The 15,811-nt window shown below is 68.8% G+C and carries 15 protein-coding genes, 1 tRNA gene and 1 pseudogene; 13 read left to right on the forward strand and 4 right to left on the reverse strand.

The genetic code is table 11. The features are described from left to right. The 3 genes from ABDW31_RS21030 to ABDW31_RS21040 all read right to left on the reverse strand — a co-directional run bounded on the left by ABDW31_RS21030 (position 1) and on the right by ABDW31_RS21040 (position 4,121). Positions 1-1,887: a nucleoside-diphosphate sugar epimerase/dehydratase gene (locus tag ABDW31_RS21030; protein ID WP_184724189.1), complete on the reverse strand. Its 1,887-nt coding sequence runs from the start codon at positions 1,885-1,887 to the stop codon at positions 1-3. A 135-nt stretch (positions 1,888-2,022) separates the two neighbouring features. Beyond that, positions 2,023-3,234 carry a gephyrin-like molybdotransferase Glp gene (gene glp, locus ABDW31_RS21035; protein ID WP_184722400.1) on the reverse strand — a complete coding sequence of 404 codons (1,212 nt, stop codon included), beginning with the start codon at positions 3,232-3,234 and terminating at the stop codon, positions 2,023-2,025. 53 nt (positions 3,235-3,287) lie between these two features. Beyond that, complete coding sequence (locus tag ABDW31_RS21040; RefSeq protein ID WP_184722398.1) at positions 3,288-4,121, reverse strand: ferredoxin--NADP reductase; 834 nt, start codon at positions 4,119-4,121, stop codon at positions 3,288-3,290. Between the two features lie 369 nt (positions 4,122-4,490). Between ABDW31_RS21040 and ABDW31_RS21045 the strand changes: the two genes are divergently transcribed. From ABDW31_RS21045 to ABDW31_RS21100, 12 genes and pseudogenes are all read left to right on the forward strand, one after another. Then, positions 4,491-4,895 carry a hypothetical protein gene (locus ABDW31_RS21045; protein WP_184722395.1) on the forward strand — a complete coding sequence of 135 codons (405 nt, stop codon included), beginning with the start codon at positions 4,491-4,493 and terminating at the stop codon, positions 4,893-4,895. A 626-nt stretch (positions 4,896-5,521) separates the two neighbouring features. Beyond that, positions 5,522-5,597 (forward strand) — tRNA-Trp (locus tag ABDW31_RS21050). 63 nt (positions 5,598-5,660) lie between these two features. After that, positions 5,661-5,981 carry a preprotein translocase subunit SecE gene (gene secE / locus ABDW31_RS21055; protein WP_184722392.1) on the forward strand — a complete coding sequence of 107 codons (321 nt, stop codon included), beginning with the start codon at positions 5,661-5,663 and terminating at the stop codon, positions 5,979-5,981. A gap of 9 nt (positions 5,982-5,990) precedes the next feature. After that, positions 5,991-6,548 carry a transcription termination/antitermination protein NusG gene (gene nusG, locus ABDW31_RS21060; RefSeq protein ID WP_125159090.1) on the forward strand — a complete coding sequence of 186 codons (558 nt, stop codon included), beginning with the start codon at positions 5,991-5,993 and terminating at the stop codon, positions 6,546-6,548. 277 nt (positions 6,549-6,825) lie between these two features. Beyond that, entirely contained in the window at positions 6,826-8,313 is a 1,488-nt protein-coding gene (locus tag ABDW31_RS21065) for an integral membrane-like protein (RefSeq protein WP_184722389.1), read from the forward strand. A 5-nt stretch (positions 8,314-8,318) separates the two neighbouring features. After that, positions 8,319-8,485: pseudogene (locus ABDW31_RS21070) on the forward strand (hypothetical protein). A 90-nt stretch (positions 8,486-8,575) separates the two neighbouring features. Next, entirely contained in the window at positions 8,576-8,944 is a 369-nt protein-coding gene (locus tag ABDW31_RS21075; RefSeq protein ID WP_184722387.1) for a hypothetical protein, read from the forward strand. A gap of 69 nt (positions 8,945-9,013) precedes the next feature. Next, positions 9,014-10,720 carry a hypothetical protein gene (locus ABDW31_RS21080; protein ID WP_184722384.1) on the forward strand — a complete coding sequence of 569 codons (1,707 nt, stop codon included), beginning with the start codon at positions 9,014-9,016 and terminating at the stop codon, positions 10,718-10,720. A 166-nt stretch (positions 10,721-10,886) separates the two neighbouring features. Beyond that, a complete protein-coding gene (rplK, locus tag ABDW31_RS21085) occupies positions 10,887-11,318 on the forward strand; it encodes a 50S ribosomal protein L11 (protein ID WP_058346464.1) in 432 nt (143 codons plus the stop codon). A 4-nt stretch (positions 11,319-11,322) separates the two neighbouring features. Continuing rightward, the gene (gene rplA, locus ABDW31_RS21090) at positions 11,323-12,009 is read left to right on the forward strand and encodes a 50S ribosomal protein L1 (protein WP_184722381.1); all 687 of its coding nucleotides are present in this window, start codon (positions 11,323-11,325) and stop codon (positions 12,007-12,009) included. 117 nt (positions 12,010-12,126) lie between these two features. Continuing rightward, a complete protein-coding gene (locus ABDW31_RS21095) occupies positions 12,127-12,297 on the forward strand; it encodes a type II toxin-antitoxin system VapB family antitoxin (RefSeq protein ID WP_184722378.1) in 171 nt (56 codons plus the stop codon). Further along, on the forward strand, positions 12,294-13,490 hold the full coding sequence (locus ABDW31_RS21100; RefSeq protein ID WP_184722375.1) for a TIGR03862 family flavoprotein: 1,197 nt from the start codon (positions 12,294-12,296) through the stop codon (positions 13,488-13,490). Before ABDW31_RS21095 ends, ABDW31_RS21100 begins: the two co-directional genes overlap by 4 nt. Here the strand turns inward: ABDW31_RS21100 and ABDW31_RS21105 are convergent. Next, complete coding sequence (locus ABDW31_RS21105; RefSeq protein ID WP_184722373.1) at positions 13,487-14,836, reverse strand: alpha/beta fold hydrolase; 1,350 nt, start codon at positions 14,834-14,836, stop codon at positions 13,487-13,489. The two genes, ABDW31_RS21100 and ABDW31_RS21105, sit on opposite strands and share 4 nt — an antisense overlap. Before the next feature lie 416 nt (positions 14,837-15,252). Here ABDW31_RS21105 and rplJ point away from each other — a divergent pair, with 416 nt between their 5' ends. Further along, the gene (gene rplJ, locus ABDW31_RS21110) at positions 15,253-15,771 is read left to right on the forward strand and encodes a 50S ribosomal protein L10 (RefSeq protein WP_184722370.1); all 519 of its coding nucleotides are present in this window, start codon (positions 15,253-15,255) and stop codon (positions 15,769-15,771) included. Positions 15,772-15,811: the final 40 nt, after the last annotated feature.

Consider the following 15,811-nt stretch of genomic DNA (forward strand, 5'->3'; position numbering starts at 1 on the left):
CTACGACGCCCGGATCTTCACGACCTTGGACGGGCCGGTCTGGCGCAGGTCCTCGACCAGGTCGAACAGGGCGGCGCGGACGGCGGCCTCGTCGCCGTCGCCGGCCAGGGCGTCCAGGGTCTCCAGGCGGTCGTCGGCGATCTTCGGGGCCGGCGACATGCGCACCGCTTCCATGATGCCGGGGGCCTTGGCGCGGACCACCTCGTTCACATCGACCAACGTCTCGGTCAGCTTCTCGCCGGGACGCAGGCCGGTGATCTTGATCTCGATGTCGCGACCGGGCGTCAGGCCCTGCAGCTCGATCATCCGCTTGGCCAGGTCGATGATCTTGACCGGCTCGCCCATCTCCAGGGTCAGCACGCCGGCCTCGTCGGCGTCGGTAGCGATCATCGACAGGGCCACGGCGCGCAGCACCAGCTGCACCGCCTCGGGGATGGTCATGAAGTAGCGCTCGACATCGGCGTCGGTCAGGGTGACCGGGCCGCCGCGGGCGATCTGCTGCTGGAAGATCGGCACGACCGAGCCGGCCGAGCCCAGGACGTTGCCGAAGCGCACGATGCTGACGCGCATGTCGCCGCCGCCGCCATACTGGCGGGCCACGGCCTCGGCCACGCGCTTGGCCGCGCCCATGACGCTGGTCGGGGCCACGGCCTTGTCGGTCGAGATCAGGGCCAGGTGCGCCGCGCCGCAGGCCTTGGCGGCCATGGCGACGTTGCGGGTGCCGATGACATTGGTGCGCACGCCCTCGCAGGGGTGGTTCTCGACCAGGGTGACGTGCTTCAGCGCCGCGGCGTGGAAGACGATGTCGGGCTTGAAGTCGGCGAAGACGCGGGTGACGCGCGGGGCGTCGCGCACGTCGCACAGGATCTCGCGGCGGGGCAGGGCCGGGTGGCGCTCGGCGATCTCGCGGTCGATGTGGAAGAGGTTGAATTCCGAGGCGTCGACCATGGTCAGCTGGGCGCAGCCGCTGGCGGCGATCTGGCGGCACAGCTCCGAGCCGATGCTGCCGCCGGCCCCGGTGACCAGCACCCGGCGGCCCGCGACCAGGGCGCGGACGGGCTCGGGATCCAGGCGTACAGGCGGACGGCTCAGCAGCTCCTCAATGCTGATCTCGCGCAGGGTCGGGGCGGCGGCCGCCGCGCCCATCTCGACCACGCCGTGGCGGCGCAGCAGGCGAACGCCCTCGGCCTTCAGCCGGCCCAGGCGCTCGGCGCCGAAGGTGCTCATGGCGCTGTCGGTCAGGAACAGGATCGCAGACGGCGACAGGCCGCTGTCGCGCAGCCGGCCCAGCACGCCGTCCACCTGGGCGATCGAGCCCAGTACGCAGACGCCGCGCAGCTCGTCGCCGGTCTCGCGGTCCTCGGGCGAGACGACGCCGATGGGCGAATAGCGCTCGCCCAGGCCGGCGGGGGCGCGCAGGAAGGCTTCGGCTTCGCTGGTCGAGCCGACGATCAGCAGGCGCGGCAGGGTGGGCAGCATCGAGGCGGGACCCAGGCGCAGCACCGAGTCCAACAGCATCCGCTCATGCACGCTGCGGCGGAAGATGCGCAGGGCCGACAGCAGGGTGGCCTGGATCAGGGCGGCGCCGGCCACGGTCCGCAGGCCGCCGTCGATGCCGGGGTGCAGGAAGCGGGTCAGCACCATGAAGGTCGCCGCGGTCATCACCGCCGAACGGAACAGGCGCAGGTGGTCGCTGGCCGACACGAAGCGCCAGGGCGCGCGCTCGACCCGGAACAGCAGTTCGACGATCAGCGCCGACAGGGCGTACATCCCCGCCTGCAGCAGGCTGTCGGGCGTGAACGGCATGTCGATGACGAGGTAGCGTCCGGCCAGCAGGGCCAGGCAGGCCAGAAGGACGTGCGTCGCGATCTTGCCGACATGTCCGATCAAGGGAACCTCTTGCGCCTGTGGGCCGGGCCAAACCTGGGAGGCGGTCGGGACCGGGGTAGAGTCAAAACTGTACCTAGCACGGCAAATCGTCGCAGTTGAAGCTTGAGGGCCGAAGTTTTGTACGCAGCGTCCTCAGATACGGCGTAGCGGCAGGACCTCCACGACCTCTCCAGTCCCGGTCGCGGGGGTCTCCACGGAACGTCGAACCAGAGCATCCGCCCGTGCGAAGACGCCGACCAGCGAGGAATCCTGATCGGGGAAAGTCGTGGCGACGGCTCGCCCGTCAGCGTCGACCGTCAGGGTCGCGCGCATCCAGTGTTCGCGCGGACCGCCGGCGGGCAGGGGATGGCTCAGCACGGCCGGAACCAGCCGGACCTCGCGGTCGCCGCCGGACAGCGCCGCCAGCAGCGGCCGCAGGAACAGCTCGGCGCAGACCAGGGCCGAGGCCGGATTGCCGGGCAGGCCCAGCACGCGGCGGTCGTCCCCTAGCGTTCCGAACCAGGTCGGCTTGCCGGGGCGCACAGCGACGGTCTCGACGGCGAGCGCTAGCCCCAGGGTCTTCAGGGCCGGCTTGACCAGGTCGTGGTCGCCGACCGAGGCCCCGCCGATGGTGACGATCAGGTCGGCGTCGATGGGCTGCACTGCCGCGGCGATGGCGGCGGCGTCATCGGCCGCGGCGGTCAGGCGGAAGGCGTCACCGCCCCAAGCCTGGATCAGGGCGGCCAGGGCGAAGGAGCCGCTCTCGAAGATCTGGTCGGGACGGGGCGCTGCTCCAGGCGGCACCAGCTCGTCGCCGGTGGCCAGGATCGCCACGCGCGGTCGGCGGGCGACCGGGACCTCCGCCAAGCCGGCCGAGGCGACCAGGGTCAGGCGCCAGGGGTCGATGACGACGCCGGCTTCGAGCAACAGGTCGCCGGCCTGGAAGTCGCCGCCGGCGGCGCGGATGTTGGCGCGTGGCGCATCGCCGGCCTCGAACCGGACCGCGTCGCCGTCGCGGACGGCCTCCTCCTGCAGGATGACCAGATCGGCGCCGGCCGGGATCGGGGCGCCGGTGAAGATGCGGATGGCCTGGTCGGGCTGGACCGCCTGCGGATAGGCCTTGCCCGCCGCGCTCTCGCCGGCGACCGCAAACGCCTTACCCGGCGCGTAGTCCGCCCGCCGGATCGCCCAGCCGTCCATGGCCGAAGCGTCGAACGGCGGCTGGGCGCGGTTGGCGATGATCGGGGCGGCCAGGACGCGGCCGATGGCGTCGGTCAGCGGGACGCTTTCAACGCCGAGTCGATCCGCGCCGCGCAGGATCCGGGCGCGGGCCTCTTCGACGGTGAGGTTCTTGAGGGACGTCATGGGTCTATCCCTGCAAAACCCTCTCTCATAGGAGAGAGGGACTTTGCTCTGCATCACCCCACGAACGCCCGCTCGATCACGAAGTCGCCGGGTTCGGCGTTGGAGCCTTCCTTCAGGCCGTGGGCCTCGAGAAGGTGGGCGGTGTCCTTGATCATGGCCATCGAGCCGCACAGCATGGCGCGGTCGTGCTCGGGATCGAACTTGACGCTGTCCAGGCCCAGGTCGGCGAACAGCTTGCCGCTCTCGATCAGGTCGGTGAAGCGGCCCTGGCGCTCGAACGGCTCGCGGGTCACGGTCGGGTAATACACCAGCTGGGCCTTGGCCTCGTCGCCGACCAGCGGGTCCTCGTGGATCTCGCTGGTGAACAGGTCGCGATAGGCCAGCTCCTGCACTTCGCGCACGCCGTGGGCGACGATCACCTGCTCGAAGCGGGCATAGGCGTCGGGGTCGCGGGCGACCGACAGCCAGGGCGCCAGGCCCGTGCCGGTGCCGAACAGGAACAGGCGCTTGCCGGGGCGCACCGCGTCCAGCACCAGGGTGCCGGTGGGCTTCTTGCCCAGCAGGATGTCGTCGCCTTCCTGGATCTGCTGCAGGCGCGAGGTCAGCGGACCGTCCGGCACCTTGATCGAGAAGAACTCCAGTTCCTCGGCGAAGTGCGGCGAGCCGATCGAATAGGCGCGCAGCACCGGCTTCTTCTCGCCCAGTTCCTCGCGCGGCGGCAGGCCGATCATCACGAACTCGCCCGAGCGGAAGCGGAAGCTGGCGGGGCGGGTGATGGCGAAGCTGAACAGGCGGTCGGTCCAGTGCTTCACCCACAGCACCTTCTCGGTGAAGTACGGGGCTTCCTTGACAGGAGCGGCGGTGGGGGCGATCGCGGTGGCCGTCATCTGAACTCTTGAATATCTGGCGCGCACGGCGCGGGGAGGGCGGTCGCCGCCGCGGCCCTGGGGCGACGCGCGTCTCATGCGAGTTGGGTCCCGCGGAGTCAACGCCGGTTGTCTAAAGCCGACTTCGGAAAATCTCCGCCGCATGGCCTGGTGCGCCATGGTCTAGCTGCGGGATCGAGATTGCGCGGAAACGCGGCGTTGGCAGTGGTCGAGCCTGGCTGACGCGGGGGTGGTGAAATGATTTTTCCGTTTTCGTCAAAATCCGCGAACCAGTTTTTCGATCTTGTCAAAAATGTGATTGCCGACCTTTGAAACCAGGAGCAGACTTCCTCTCGCTTCGTTCGCGGAGCCAACGATACGGAGGAACGTATGCGGGTAAGGTTCATAGGGGCCGCCGCGGCGGCCGGTCTGTTAGCGTTTGGTTTGGCTGGTTGCAGTGACGGCGGCGCGAAGACGAAAGTCGCGCAGGCCAATCAGGTTGTTGTCGAAGGTACGCCCGTCACGGCGTCCGGGTGTGTAAGGCCCGTCGAGAACACCTCCTGCCTCGTCATGAAAGGGCGGGGCGGCGGATATTATGACATCAGCACGGCCAGTCCGGCCCCTGATCTGAGCAAGGGCGTGGCGGTTTCGCTGCGTGGCACGGATCGCGGCAAGAACACTGAATGCGGCCGTCAGCTGACGGACGTGAAGTGGTCCTATCTGGGCATCCAGTGCGGCGCGCCGCCGGCGGCTTCCGCCTCGGCCGATGGCAAAGACGCCAAGAAGGCCGGCTAAGCCGACCTTCTTAGAAAGAGATACGTCAGCCCTCGCCGGAGCCCGGATCGGTCCGGGTTTTCGGCGAACGGGTGCTGTCGTCCGCGCCGACGGGTTCGGTCGCAGGGCGAGGCGGACCGTCCTGGCGCGTGGGGCGCTGGTTCTCGTTCTCGACCTCCCGATTCGACGGGCGGCCGCCTGACGTCGCTTGCGACGTCGCGCTGGGAACCGAGGGAGAGTCAGTGTGTGGCTTGGGGGAGCTGACGTCAGACATGAAACGATAACGCCGTGAGGCGGTGGTGCGATCCCGCATCGTCGGCTTTCTCGCTATTCCCAAGCTCCGCTCGTCCCCGCGAAGGCGGGGATCCAAGCGGCGTTGAGGATTCGCGCGGCCTGCGCTCCATCTTGAGACTCAGCTTGGGTCCCCGCCTTCGCGGGGATGAGCGGTGATAGGGGCGTCAAAGCCCTATTTTACTGAGCCAGGCCGACCAAATCCCGCAAACCTTCGCACGCCGCTTGCCGCGCCGGTGCGACCCTGCTAAATGGCGCGGCTCTGGCGACAGGACATGGCGCGCCGAGGCTTCACGGCCTATCGGCGCTCTAGCTGTCACCGGATGTCCGTCGGCCCGAAAGGGTAGTCGGTCTGCAGGAGTGTAGCTCAGCTGGTAGAGCGTCGGTCTCCAAAACCGAAAGTCGTGGGTTCGAGTCCCCCCACTCCTGCCACTATATAAGTTTCCGACGGGTCGTTGCGGCCCGTTCTTTTTGGAAGTCGTGAGCCCCAAGAGCATGGCCAGGAAACCGGGATCCAGCCCGTCCGCGATCAAGAACCGCGCCGCCAAGACGGCTGCGGCGATGGCGCCCGCCGGGGCTGGCGCGACGACCGCCGCCGCTCCCGCAGCGCCGAAGAAGAAGACCAACCCGGTCCAGTTCTTCCGTGAAGTCCGCGCCGAGGCCCGCAAGATCACCTGGACCACCCGCAAGGAGACCTGGATCACCTCGGTGATGGTCTTCATCATGGTGGTGGTCGCGTCGCTGTTCTTCATGGCCGTCGATGGCGGCCTGGGCTTTGCCGTGAATCAGCTTCTGAAGCTGGCGACCGCGGCATAGGATAGAGCCATGAGCACCGAAACCGCCTCGAACCCGAACCACAAGTGGTACATCGTCCACGCCTACTCGAACTTCGAGAAGAAGGTGGCCGAGAGCATCCGCGAGCAGGCCAAGAACCAGGGCCTGGAGGAGAACTTCTCCGAGATCCTGGTGCCGACCGAAGACGTCGTCGAGATCCGCCGCGGCCGTAAGGTCAATGCCGAGCGCAAGTTCTTCCCGGGCTACGTCCTGGTGAAGATGAACCTCTCGGACGAAGCCTACCACCTGATCAAGAACACCCCGAAGGTCACGGGCTTCCTGGGCAGCGGCTCCAAGCCGATGCCGGTCTCCGAAAAGGAAGTCCAGCGCATTGTCGGCGCCATCGAAGAAGGCGTCGAGAAGCCCAAGACCGTCGTCCTGTACGAAGTCGGCGAGAATGTCCGCGTCATCGACGGCCCGTTCGCCAGCTTCAACGGCTCGGTCGAGCAGGTCGACGAGGAAAAGGCCCGCCTGCGCGTCACCGTGTCGATCTTCGGCCGCGCCACGCCGGTCGAGCTGGAATACGCCCAAGTCGAAAAGATCTCCTGATCCTTCAGGCCTGATCGAAAGTTCGAAAGCCCCGCGCCCGCAAGGCGCGGGGCTTTTGCTTTGTGGGCTAGGCAAGCGCCCCCTCCGTCGCGCTTCGCGCGCCACCTCCCCCGTTTCACGGGGGAGGAGGAAGCGGCTCCTATCCTGCCCCGCTTGCGGGGGAGGTGGCGCGGCGCCGATAGGCGACGTGACGGAGGGGGCGCTGTCGCCTGGCGTCAGGCGAGAATTCTTAAGGTCATCGCCGCAAGGTGCAGGCGGGGACGAAGAGGGCGGCGCCTTGCGGGGACTGACACAGCCGATCGGGACGCAGGGTGAGCTGGGCCTGTTGGCGCTGGCCGCGGTGGTGCTGTGCGCGCCGGGCTTCCTGTGGGGGCCGGGCGAGTCGCACTCGTGGCTCTATAATGTGCTGTGGACCCGCCAGATCGCCGAGGGCTTCGCGCGCGGCGAGCTCTATCCGCGCTGGTTCCCGGAAAGCTTCTCAGGGCTGGGCAGTCCCACCTTCTATTTCTACGCGCCGTTCGCCCACTGGATCGCCGGCGGACTGGAGTTTCTGGGCCTGTCGACCCAGCGCGCCGTGCAACTGCTGTCGTTCGGCCTGCTGTTGGGCTCGGGCCTGGCGATGTACGCTTGGCTGCGGCTGCGGGGGACCCTGCCGCTGCTGGGCGCGATCCTCTACATGGCCGCCCCCTACCACCTGGCCGATCTCTATGTGCGCGGCGCCCTGGCCGAGGCGGCGGGGTTCGTCTGGCTGCCGCTGATCGCGCTGGGGATCGAGCTTCTGCCGCGCCGCAAGGGCGTCGTGGTGCTGGCGCTGGCGTTCGCGGGCCTCGTCTTGTCGCACCTGCCGACGGCGCTGCTGGCCTGCGTCTTTCTGATCGCGCCGCTGGCGGTCTGGCGGGCGGTGAAGACGCCGTCGATCATTGCGCCCGGGATCGCGGCGGCCGTGCTGGGGGCGGGCTTGAGCGCGATCTACTGGCTGCCGGCCATGACCCTGCAGGGCCACATCTCCACCGACCTGCTGTGGAGCCCCTATTACCAGCCGGCCAGCTGGTTCGTGTGGCGGCTGTCGCTGCTGAACCTGGCGCTATTCGCCGGGGCGGCCCTGGGCTGGATGCTGTTGGCGGTCCCGGCGCGCAGCGTCTGGTCGTGTGTCACCCTGGTCGCGGCCCTGGCGGCCCTGGGCCTGATCCCGTTCGTCTGGGACCTGCCGCTGCTGGCCAAGGCGCAGTTTCCCTGGCGGCTGCTGGTGGTCGTCGAGTTCGCCGCCATCACCGCCATCATGGCTCATCCGCCCAAGGGGCTGGCGCTGTCGGCGGGCCGCCTCGTGCTGGTCGTGCCGGTCGCCATGATGATCGCCCAGGCCGCCGTGGCCCTGCGCGCCCAGCCGGACCTCGCCACGGTGCTGGCGATCCGCAACGAGGCCCCGGAATATCTGCCGAACGGCCTGCCCGCGGCGGGGGTCTCGGGCACGCAGCGGACCGCCGACGTCTCGGCCTATGACCGTCTGCCCCGGGGCGACCAGATCACGGTGACGGCTTCGGGGCCGGTTACGCTGGGGCGGGCGGCCTTTCCGATCTGGCGCGTGACCCGCGACGGCCAGGAGATCCCTTCGCGCGGCTCGCTGATCACCTTCGACGCCCAGCCCGGCCTCTACCGGGTCGAGCGCCGCGTGCTGTGGCAGGAGCGCTGGGGCGGGGCGGCGAGCGGGGGCGCGGCGCTGGTGCTGCTGGTGCTTCTGGGGCTGGGACTGCGTCGCCGACGGTGAAAGTTATCCACAGGGTTGGGGTGGAGCGCCCCCTCCGTCACGACGCGTATCCGCGTCGCGCCACCTCCCCCGTTTCACGGGTGAGGAGGACCAGCTTCATCCTCCCCCGCGCGCGGGGGAGGTGGCCCGGAGGGCCGGAGGGGGCGCTATTTCCGTGCCTATCCCCGCCTAGAAACACACGTTTCTCAGTGCCGACAGTCGCTTAGGCGAAAGCGCAGGTTTCTTATCCCCGCCTCCGTGCGCGGCCTCATGCTTGTCGTCCATGAGCCAGACCCAAGCCCCCACCGCCGCCGCCCCGTCCCCCTCCGACTGGTGCGCGCAGATGCAAGCCAAGATCATGGCCGTCCTCGACGCGGCCTGGGACCTGGCGGAACACAGCACCGATCCGGCCGTGATCGCTCTGGCCCGCGAGAAGGCCAAGGCCTGTGGGCAGATGGCCGCCACGGTCCGCAAGGTGGCGACGATGGTCCCGGTCCCGAAGGCGGCGAAATCCGAGCATCCGCTGGATGTCATCGAGGACTTCGTCGGCCGCCTGGACAAGGCGACGAAGGCCCCAGAGCCCCCATCCAATCCGCCCGCCGCCCAGGCCGTGGCCATGCGCGCGGCGCTGCGGAAACTGGGCCGACGCTGACGCAAGCTCGACGCCCGCCGCGACGCGGGCGATAGTCGCCGCCCAGAACAGGCGAGGGGGATCGACACCATGCGGGAACGGATGCTGGCCGCGACGACGGCCCTGGCGCTGCTGGCCCCGCTCGCGGTCGCCGACGCCACCACGCCGATGGCCATGCTCAGCGCGCTGCAGATTTGCGGGCGGGTCGACGCCGTGGGCGACGTGCAGCCGACCGCCAACATGGTGATGGTCGACGGCTTCGGGACCGGCGGCTTCAAGGTCGACACCAAGAATGCCGACGCCCAGGCCTGGTTCGATCACGGCGTGCGCCTGCGCTGGGCGTTCGAGCATTCCGAATCCGTGCGGGCCTTTCGCAAGGCGCGGCAGCTGGATCCTGAATGCGGGATGTGCGCCTGGGGCGAGGCCTGGGCGATCGGGCCCAATCTGAACGGCGGCGGCAATGACGCGGCCTCGATCGCCACCGGCCTGCGCGTGGCGCGCGAGGCCAAGGCCCTGGCGTCCGACGCCAGCCCCATGCAGCGCCAGCTGATCGACGCCCTGATCCAGCGCTATTCCGGTCCAGAGAAGGCGCGCGGCAAACGCTTCGCCGAGGCCATGGATCGCATCGCCACGGCCCATCCCGACGATGTGGGCGTCTCCAACATCACCGCCGACGCCTGGATGCTGCAGAGCCGGGGCGCGTGGTGGAAGGACGGCAAGGCGGCGGCCCCCGGCGTGACCCGGGCCATGGACCTCCTGGAGCACGCCCTGTCCGTTCAGAAGGACGACCCGGGGGCCATCCACCTCTATATCCACCTGACCGAATGGTCGGACGATCCGCACCGGGCCCTGGCCTATGGCGAGCGGCTGGCCAAGCTGGCGCCGGGCGCCAGCCACCTGGTGCACATGCCCTCGCACACCTTCTACCGGGTGGGCCGCTATCGCGACGCCATGCTGTCCAATGTCGAGGCCGTGGCGCTGGACCGGCGTTACGAGCGCCTGGCCCAGCCGCCGGGCGGGATCAAGGCCATGCGCCTGCACGCCCATAACATCCACTTCGGCATGGGCGGGGCGCTGATGGCTGGCGGGGCCAAGGACGGCCTGGCCTTGGCCGACTGGTACATGCAGACCTATCCGTTCCTGGCCGCTGCGCCCGCGGCCGAAGACGAGAAGTCGGTGGTCTATCGCCAGGTCCAGGCGGCCAACGCCTATGCGCTGTACGGCCGCTTCGGCTCGGCCGAGCAGGTGGCGGGGCTGGCCGAGCCCGACGCCGGCCGGCCGCTGATGCGGGTGGGCTGGCGCTACGCCCGCGGCGAGGAAGCCGCTCGCCGGGGCGACGCGGCCGCCGTGCGCGCCGAGGCCAAGGCCATTGGCGGCCTGATCGCCGACAACAAGTTCTCCGGCGAGATGCTGCCGCGCCAGAAGGACGTGGCCAACCTGTTCCAGAAGGTGCTGGAAGGCCGCGCCGCCATGCTGGACGGCGACTTCGCCGGCGCCCGCGCCGCCTATGGCGAGGCCGCGACGATCCAGGCCAAGCACCCCGAAGGCGGCGACCCGCCGATGATCTGGTATCCCACCCGCCGCAGCCTGGCCGCGGCCATGCTGGCCGAGGGCGACGCCGCCGGGGCCAAGGCCAAGATCGAGGCCCTGCTGACGGACTGGCCCAGCGATCCCTACAGCTACTATGTGCTGTCCAAGGCCGAGGCGGCCCTGGGCAATGCGGCGGCGGCGCAAGAGGCCAGCGCCAAGTCGCAGGTCGAATGGATCGGCGGCGCGATGAGCCTGAACGCGGCCTAGCAAGCCTTTGACTCTCCGGGGGCGGCCTGCTACACGCCGCGCCTCGCTCCAGGATCTCGGTTCTGGGGCGCGTTCGTCGTTACGTCCCCTTTTCTAGGGTTCGGCGCGAAATCAAATCCGTGGGAGGGCCGCCAAGCCCGGACCACGGCTCACAAGTGAGGATACTATGGCTAAGAAGATCCTGGGCTACATCAAGCTCCAGGTGAAGGCTGGCTCGGCCACGCCTTCGCCCCCGATCGGTCCGGCGCTGGGTCAGCGCGGCGTGAACATCATGGGCTTCTGTAAGGAGTTCAACGCGCGCACCGAGAACGTCGAAAAGGGCACGCCCCTGCCGACCGTGATCACTGTCTACCAAGACAAGTCGTTCACCTTCATCACCAAGACGCCGCCGGCGACGCACTACCTGAAGCAGATCACCGGTCTGAAGTCAGGCGCGAAGCTGACCGGTCGTGAGACCGTCGGTGAAGTCACGCGCACGCAGCTGCGCGAGATCGCCGAAAAGAAGATGAAGGACCTGAACGCCAACGACATCGAGGCTGCGGCCAAGATCATCGAAGGCTCCGCCAAGGCCATGGGCCTGAAGATCGTGGAGGCCTAATCACATGGCTAAGCAACCCAAGCGCATCCAAGCCTGGACCGGCGACCGCGACGCGACCCACACGGTCGAAGCCGCCATCGCCCTGGTGAAGGCCAACGCCAAGGCCAAGTTCGACGAGTCGATCGAAATCTCGGTCAACCTGGGCGTCGACCCGCGTCACGCCGACCAACAGGTCCGTGGCGTCGTGAACCTGCCCTCGGGCACCGGCCGTGACGTCCGCGTCGCCGTCTTCGCCAAGGACGCCAAGGCGGCCGAAGCGACCGCGGCGGGCGCCGAGCACGTCGGCGCCGAAGACCTGTACGAAAAGATCGCCGGCGGCTTCATGGACTTCGACCGCGTCATCGCGTCGCCGGACATGATGGCTCTGGTTGGTCGCCTCGGTAAGGTGCTGGGCCCGCGCGGCCTGATGCCGAACCCGAAGGTCGGCACCGTGACCCCGAACGTCGGTCAAGCCGTGAAGGACGCCAAGGGCGGCGCCGTCGAGTTCCGCGTCGAGAAGGCTGGTATCGTCCACGCCGGCATCGGCAAGGCCTCGTTCACCGACGAAGCTCTGATCATCAACGTCAAGGCGCTGGTCGAAGCTCTGAACCGCTCGAAGCCTTCGGGCGCCAAGGGCGTCTACGTGAAGCGCATTGGTCTGTCGTCGACGATGGGCCCGGGCTTCAAGGTGGACGTCGCCTCGGTCGGCTAATCGCCTTCGAGACGTGAGTTACCTGGACGGGCGCTGGAGCAATCCAGCGCCCGTCTTGCGTTTGGGTTGGAAGGTTCCGATGCTAGCCTGTGCCCTTATTCGGCGGGGAGCTTGGTCTTGTCGTTACACATCGCCAATCCCGAGGCTTGCGAGCTTGTGAAGCATCTTTCCCAGGCTTTGGGCGTCAGCATGAGCCAAGCGATAAAGATCGCTGCAAAGGAAGCTCTGGCCAGGCGTGAAGACGCCGATGAGCTTGATGTCCTCCCAGCTGAATCGACAGCTGAATGATCGAGCAGAACGTGGACGTCGCCGTGATCGGCGGCGGGCCGGCCGGACTTATGGCGGCTGAGACCGTCGCGGGTGCGGGGCGGTCGGTGGCCGTGTTCGAGAAGATGCCGACCTTCGGGCGCAAGTTCCTGATGGCCGGGCGCGGCGGGCTGAACCTGACCCATTCGGAGGACTTCGAGCGGTTCGCGCAGCGCTATGGCGCGCGGGCCGATGTCCTGCGACCGATGCTGGAGGCGTTCGCGCCGGCCGACCTGGTCGCCTGGGCCGAGGGGCTGGGCCAGCCGACCTTCGTCGGCGCCAGCGGCCGGGTGTTTCCCAAGGCGATGAAGGCCTCGCCGCTGCTGCGGGCCTGGCTGGCGCGGCTGGAGGGGCAGGGCGTCGCCCTTCGCACCCGGGCCGAATGGACCGGCTGGACGCCCGACGGCGGGCTGCTGATCAACGGCGATGAGGTCGTGCGGGCCAAGGCGGTGATCCTGGCCCTGGGCGGGGCGTCGTGGGCCAAGCTGGGCTCGGACGCGGCCTGGGTCCCGGCGCTGGAGGGGCAGGGCGCCGACGTCGCGCCGTTCCGCGCCGCCAACTGCGGTTTCGACGTCGCCTGGAGCGATCTGTTCCGCGACCGCTTCGCCGGCGAGCCGCTGAAGAACGTCGCCCTCAAGCACGGCGAGGCGGTCGCGCGCGGCGACGCCATGGTCGCCGGGTACGGGCTGGAGGGCGGGGCGGTCTATGCGCTGGCGGCCTCCCTGCGCGACGCGATCGAGGCTGACGGCCGAGCGGTGCTGGAGATCGATCTGCGCCCCGACATTCCGGCCGAGACCCTGGAACGGCGCCTGCTGTCGCCGCGCGGCGGCCAGAGCCTGGCCAATTTCCTGCGCAAGGCCGTCAAGCTGTCGCCGGTCGAGGTTAATCTGCTGCGCGAGGCCCACGGCCTGGACCTGCCGACCGAGTCGGCGGCCCTGGCGGCGGCGATCAAGGCCGCGCCGATCGCGCTGACCGCCGTCCAGCCGCTGGAGCGGGCGATCTCGGCGGCCGGCGGCGTGCGGTTCGAAGGCTTGGACGGGCTGGCGCTGCGCGATCGTCCGAACGTGATCTTGGCCGGCGAGATGCTGGACTGGGAGGCCCCCACCGGCGGCTACCTGCTGCAGGCCTGTTTCGCGACGGGCGTGGCGGCGGGGCGGGCGGCGCTGGGGCGCTAACGCATCGCCGCCCGGATCTTCGCCGCCATGGCCTCCAGGTCCTTGGGATCGGCGACCGCGTTCTCGACCAGATAGGCCGGCTTGCCGGCCACGCGCGGGATCACGTGCATGTGCAGGTGCGGCACACTCTGGCCGACGCCGTTGTTCTGCAGGACCAGGAAGCCCTCCAGCCCCAGGGCATCCACCTCTGCGCGGCCCACCTTCTGGACCACGGCCATGACCTTGGCGAGGTCGGCGGGGTCCATGTCCAGGATGTTGCGGGCCTGGGACGTCTTCGAAATCACCAGCACGTGGCCGGGCTCCATTGGCGCGCGGTCCATGAAGGCCAGCACGTCCTTGTCCTCATAGACCTTGTAGGCCGGAGCCTCGCCGCGAATGATCCGGGCGAAGATGTTGCCGGGGTCATAGGCGGCGGTCAGCGGCAGGGGCGGGCGCGGCGCGCTCCTGGGATTGAACTGGCCCAGCCAGCGGATGACTTCGCTCTCCAGGGCGATGCGGGCGTCCGAGAAGCTGTGGTCGGTGGGCAGGTAGGTTTCGGTGACGGCGCTGGCGCCGGCGGCGCGGGCGGCCTTCACGACCTCGCGGTTGGATGGGCCCAGGGCCAGCTCGGCGCCGATCACCAGGGCCGGGCGCTGACCCAGTTTCGCCACCAGGGGCGCCAGGCGCAGCTGGTCGCCGTCGCGCTCGAGCTCGGCGACCAGGCCCTCGGGCGTGGCGACCAGCGGCGGAGTGTCGGGGCGCAGGCGGTCGACGGCGGCCTTGCGGGTGGCGGCGTCGACGATGGTCGCCTTGCGCGCGCCGATGTCGGCGGCGTCGATCAGCACGGCTCCGGCCACGCGGGGATCAGCAGCCGCGGCGCTGGCGGTCATGAAGCCGCCCAGGCTGTGGCCGGCCACGACGATGCGGGCGGTGTCCACACGGTACTTGGCGGCGTTGGTCGGGTCGGCCAGGAAGGCGACGGCCGCCGCGGCGTCGGCGCGGGCGTTGGCGTACGAGAACTTGCCCTCGCTGCCCCACGAGCCGCGATAGTTGATCCGCATGGCGTTCCAGCCGGCCCGGCGCACGGCCTGCAGCAGGTCGATATTGGTCTCGTTGCCGGGGAAGCCGTGCAGGAACAGCAGCGTCGGATGCGGTCCCGCGCCGGCGGCGGTGTAGAGGATCGCATTGACCTTCGAGCCCTGGATGTCGACCTGGAAGGCGGCCATGTCGGCCGGGTGGTCCTTGTCGCGGGGATTGTCGGCGACCACGGCGCGCGGCGTCGGGGCGACCTTGGGCTCGGCCAGGGCGGGGCCGGCCAGGGCTGTCAGGAGCAGGGCGCAGGCGCCGGCGATGAGCTTGCGAGTCATGAGGTTCCCCGTTCCCGATCCTAGTCGCCGCCGATAAACCCAGAAAGTCGCGACCTGGGAAATAGCGCGATGGCATAAACCCTCGCGGTTGCGGACCGACCCCTGTTGATATCCTGCGCCACATCGTCTATACGGCGCGCCTTCATCGATGGACTCCGGTCCGTTGACGAACCTGTTTGAGAACTACGGGGCGTGGGGTCACCAACGCCATAATTGAGGAAGGGCCCTTCCTCGCCGTCGGGAGACAGGGATAGAGACGCCGACGCTCTCCTGCTTCAGGACTTCTGTTCGAAGCAGACACGCGGCCGACTTTCCTTGGAACAGGCATATGCGACTCGCACGCGGGAGCAATTCCGCATGGGACCGCATCTGGCTGCCGGAATGGTCCGGCTGCTGTAATTGAGTAGGAGACCGCAATGGACCGCGCTCAAAAGCAGGAATCGATCGAGTCGCTGAAAAGCGTCTTCGCCGATGCCGGCGCTGTCGTCGTGACCCACTACATGGGTCTGACCGTTGCGGAAATGACCGACCTTCGTCTTCGCCTCCGCAAGGAAGGCGCCGCGATCAAGGTTGTGAAGAACACCCTGGCCCTCAAGGCTCTGGACGGCTCGCTCGGTGAGAAGGGCGACACGCTCTTCACCGGTCCGGTCGCCATCGCCTACGGCCCGGACGCCGTCACGGCCGCGAAGATCGCGGTGCAGTTCGCCAAAGAAAACGACAAGCTCAAGATTGTCGGTGGCGTTCTGGACCAGACCAACGTGCTCGACGAAGCCGGCGTGCGTGCTCTGGCGACCCTGCCGTCGCTGGACGAACTGCGTGGCAAGCTTATCGGCCTCATCCAGGCTCCGGCGACCAAGATCGCTGGCGTCCTGCAGGCCCCGGCTGCCCAGCTGGCTCGCGTTTTCAACGCCTACGCGACCAAAGACGCCGCGTAACGGTCATCCCCGCATATCTATCCCAATCTCTCTAAGGAAC

Origin of the sequence: Caulobacter sp., assembly GCF_039596335.1 — a bacterium.
In the GTDB taxonomy this organism is placed as follows: domain Bacteria; phylum Pseudomonadota; class Alphaproteobacteria; order Caulobacterales; family Caulobacteraceae; genus Caulobacter.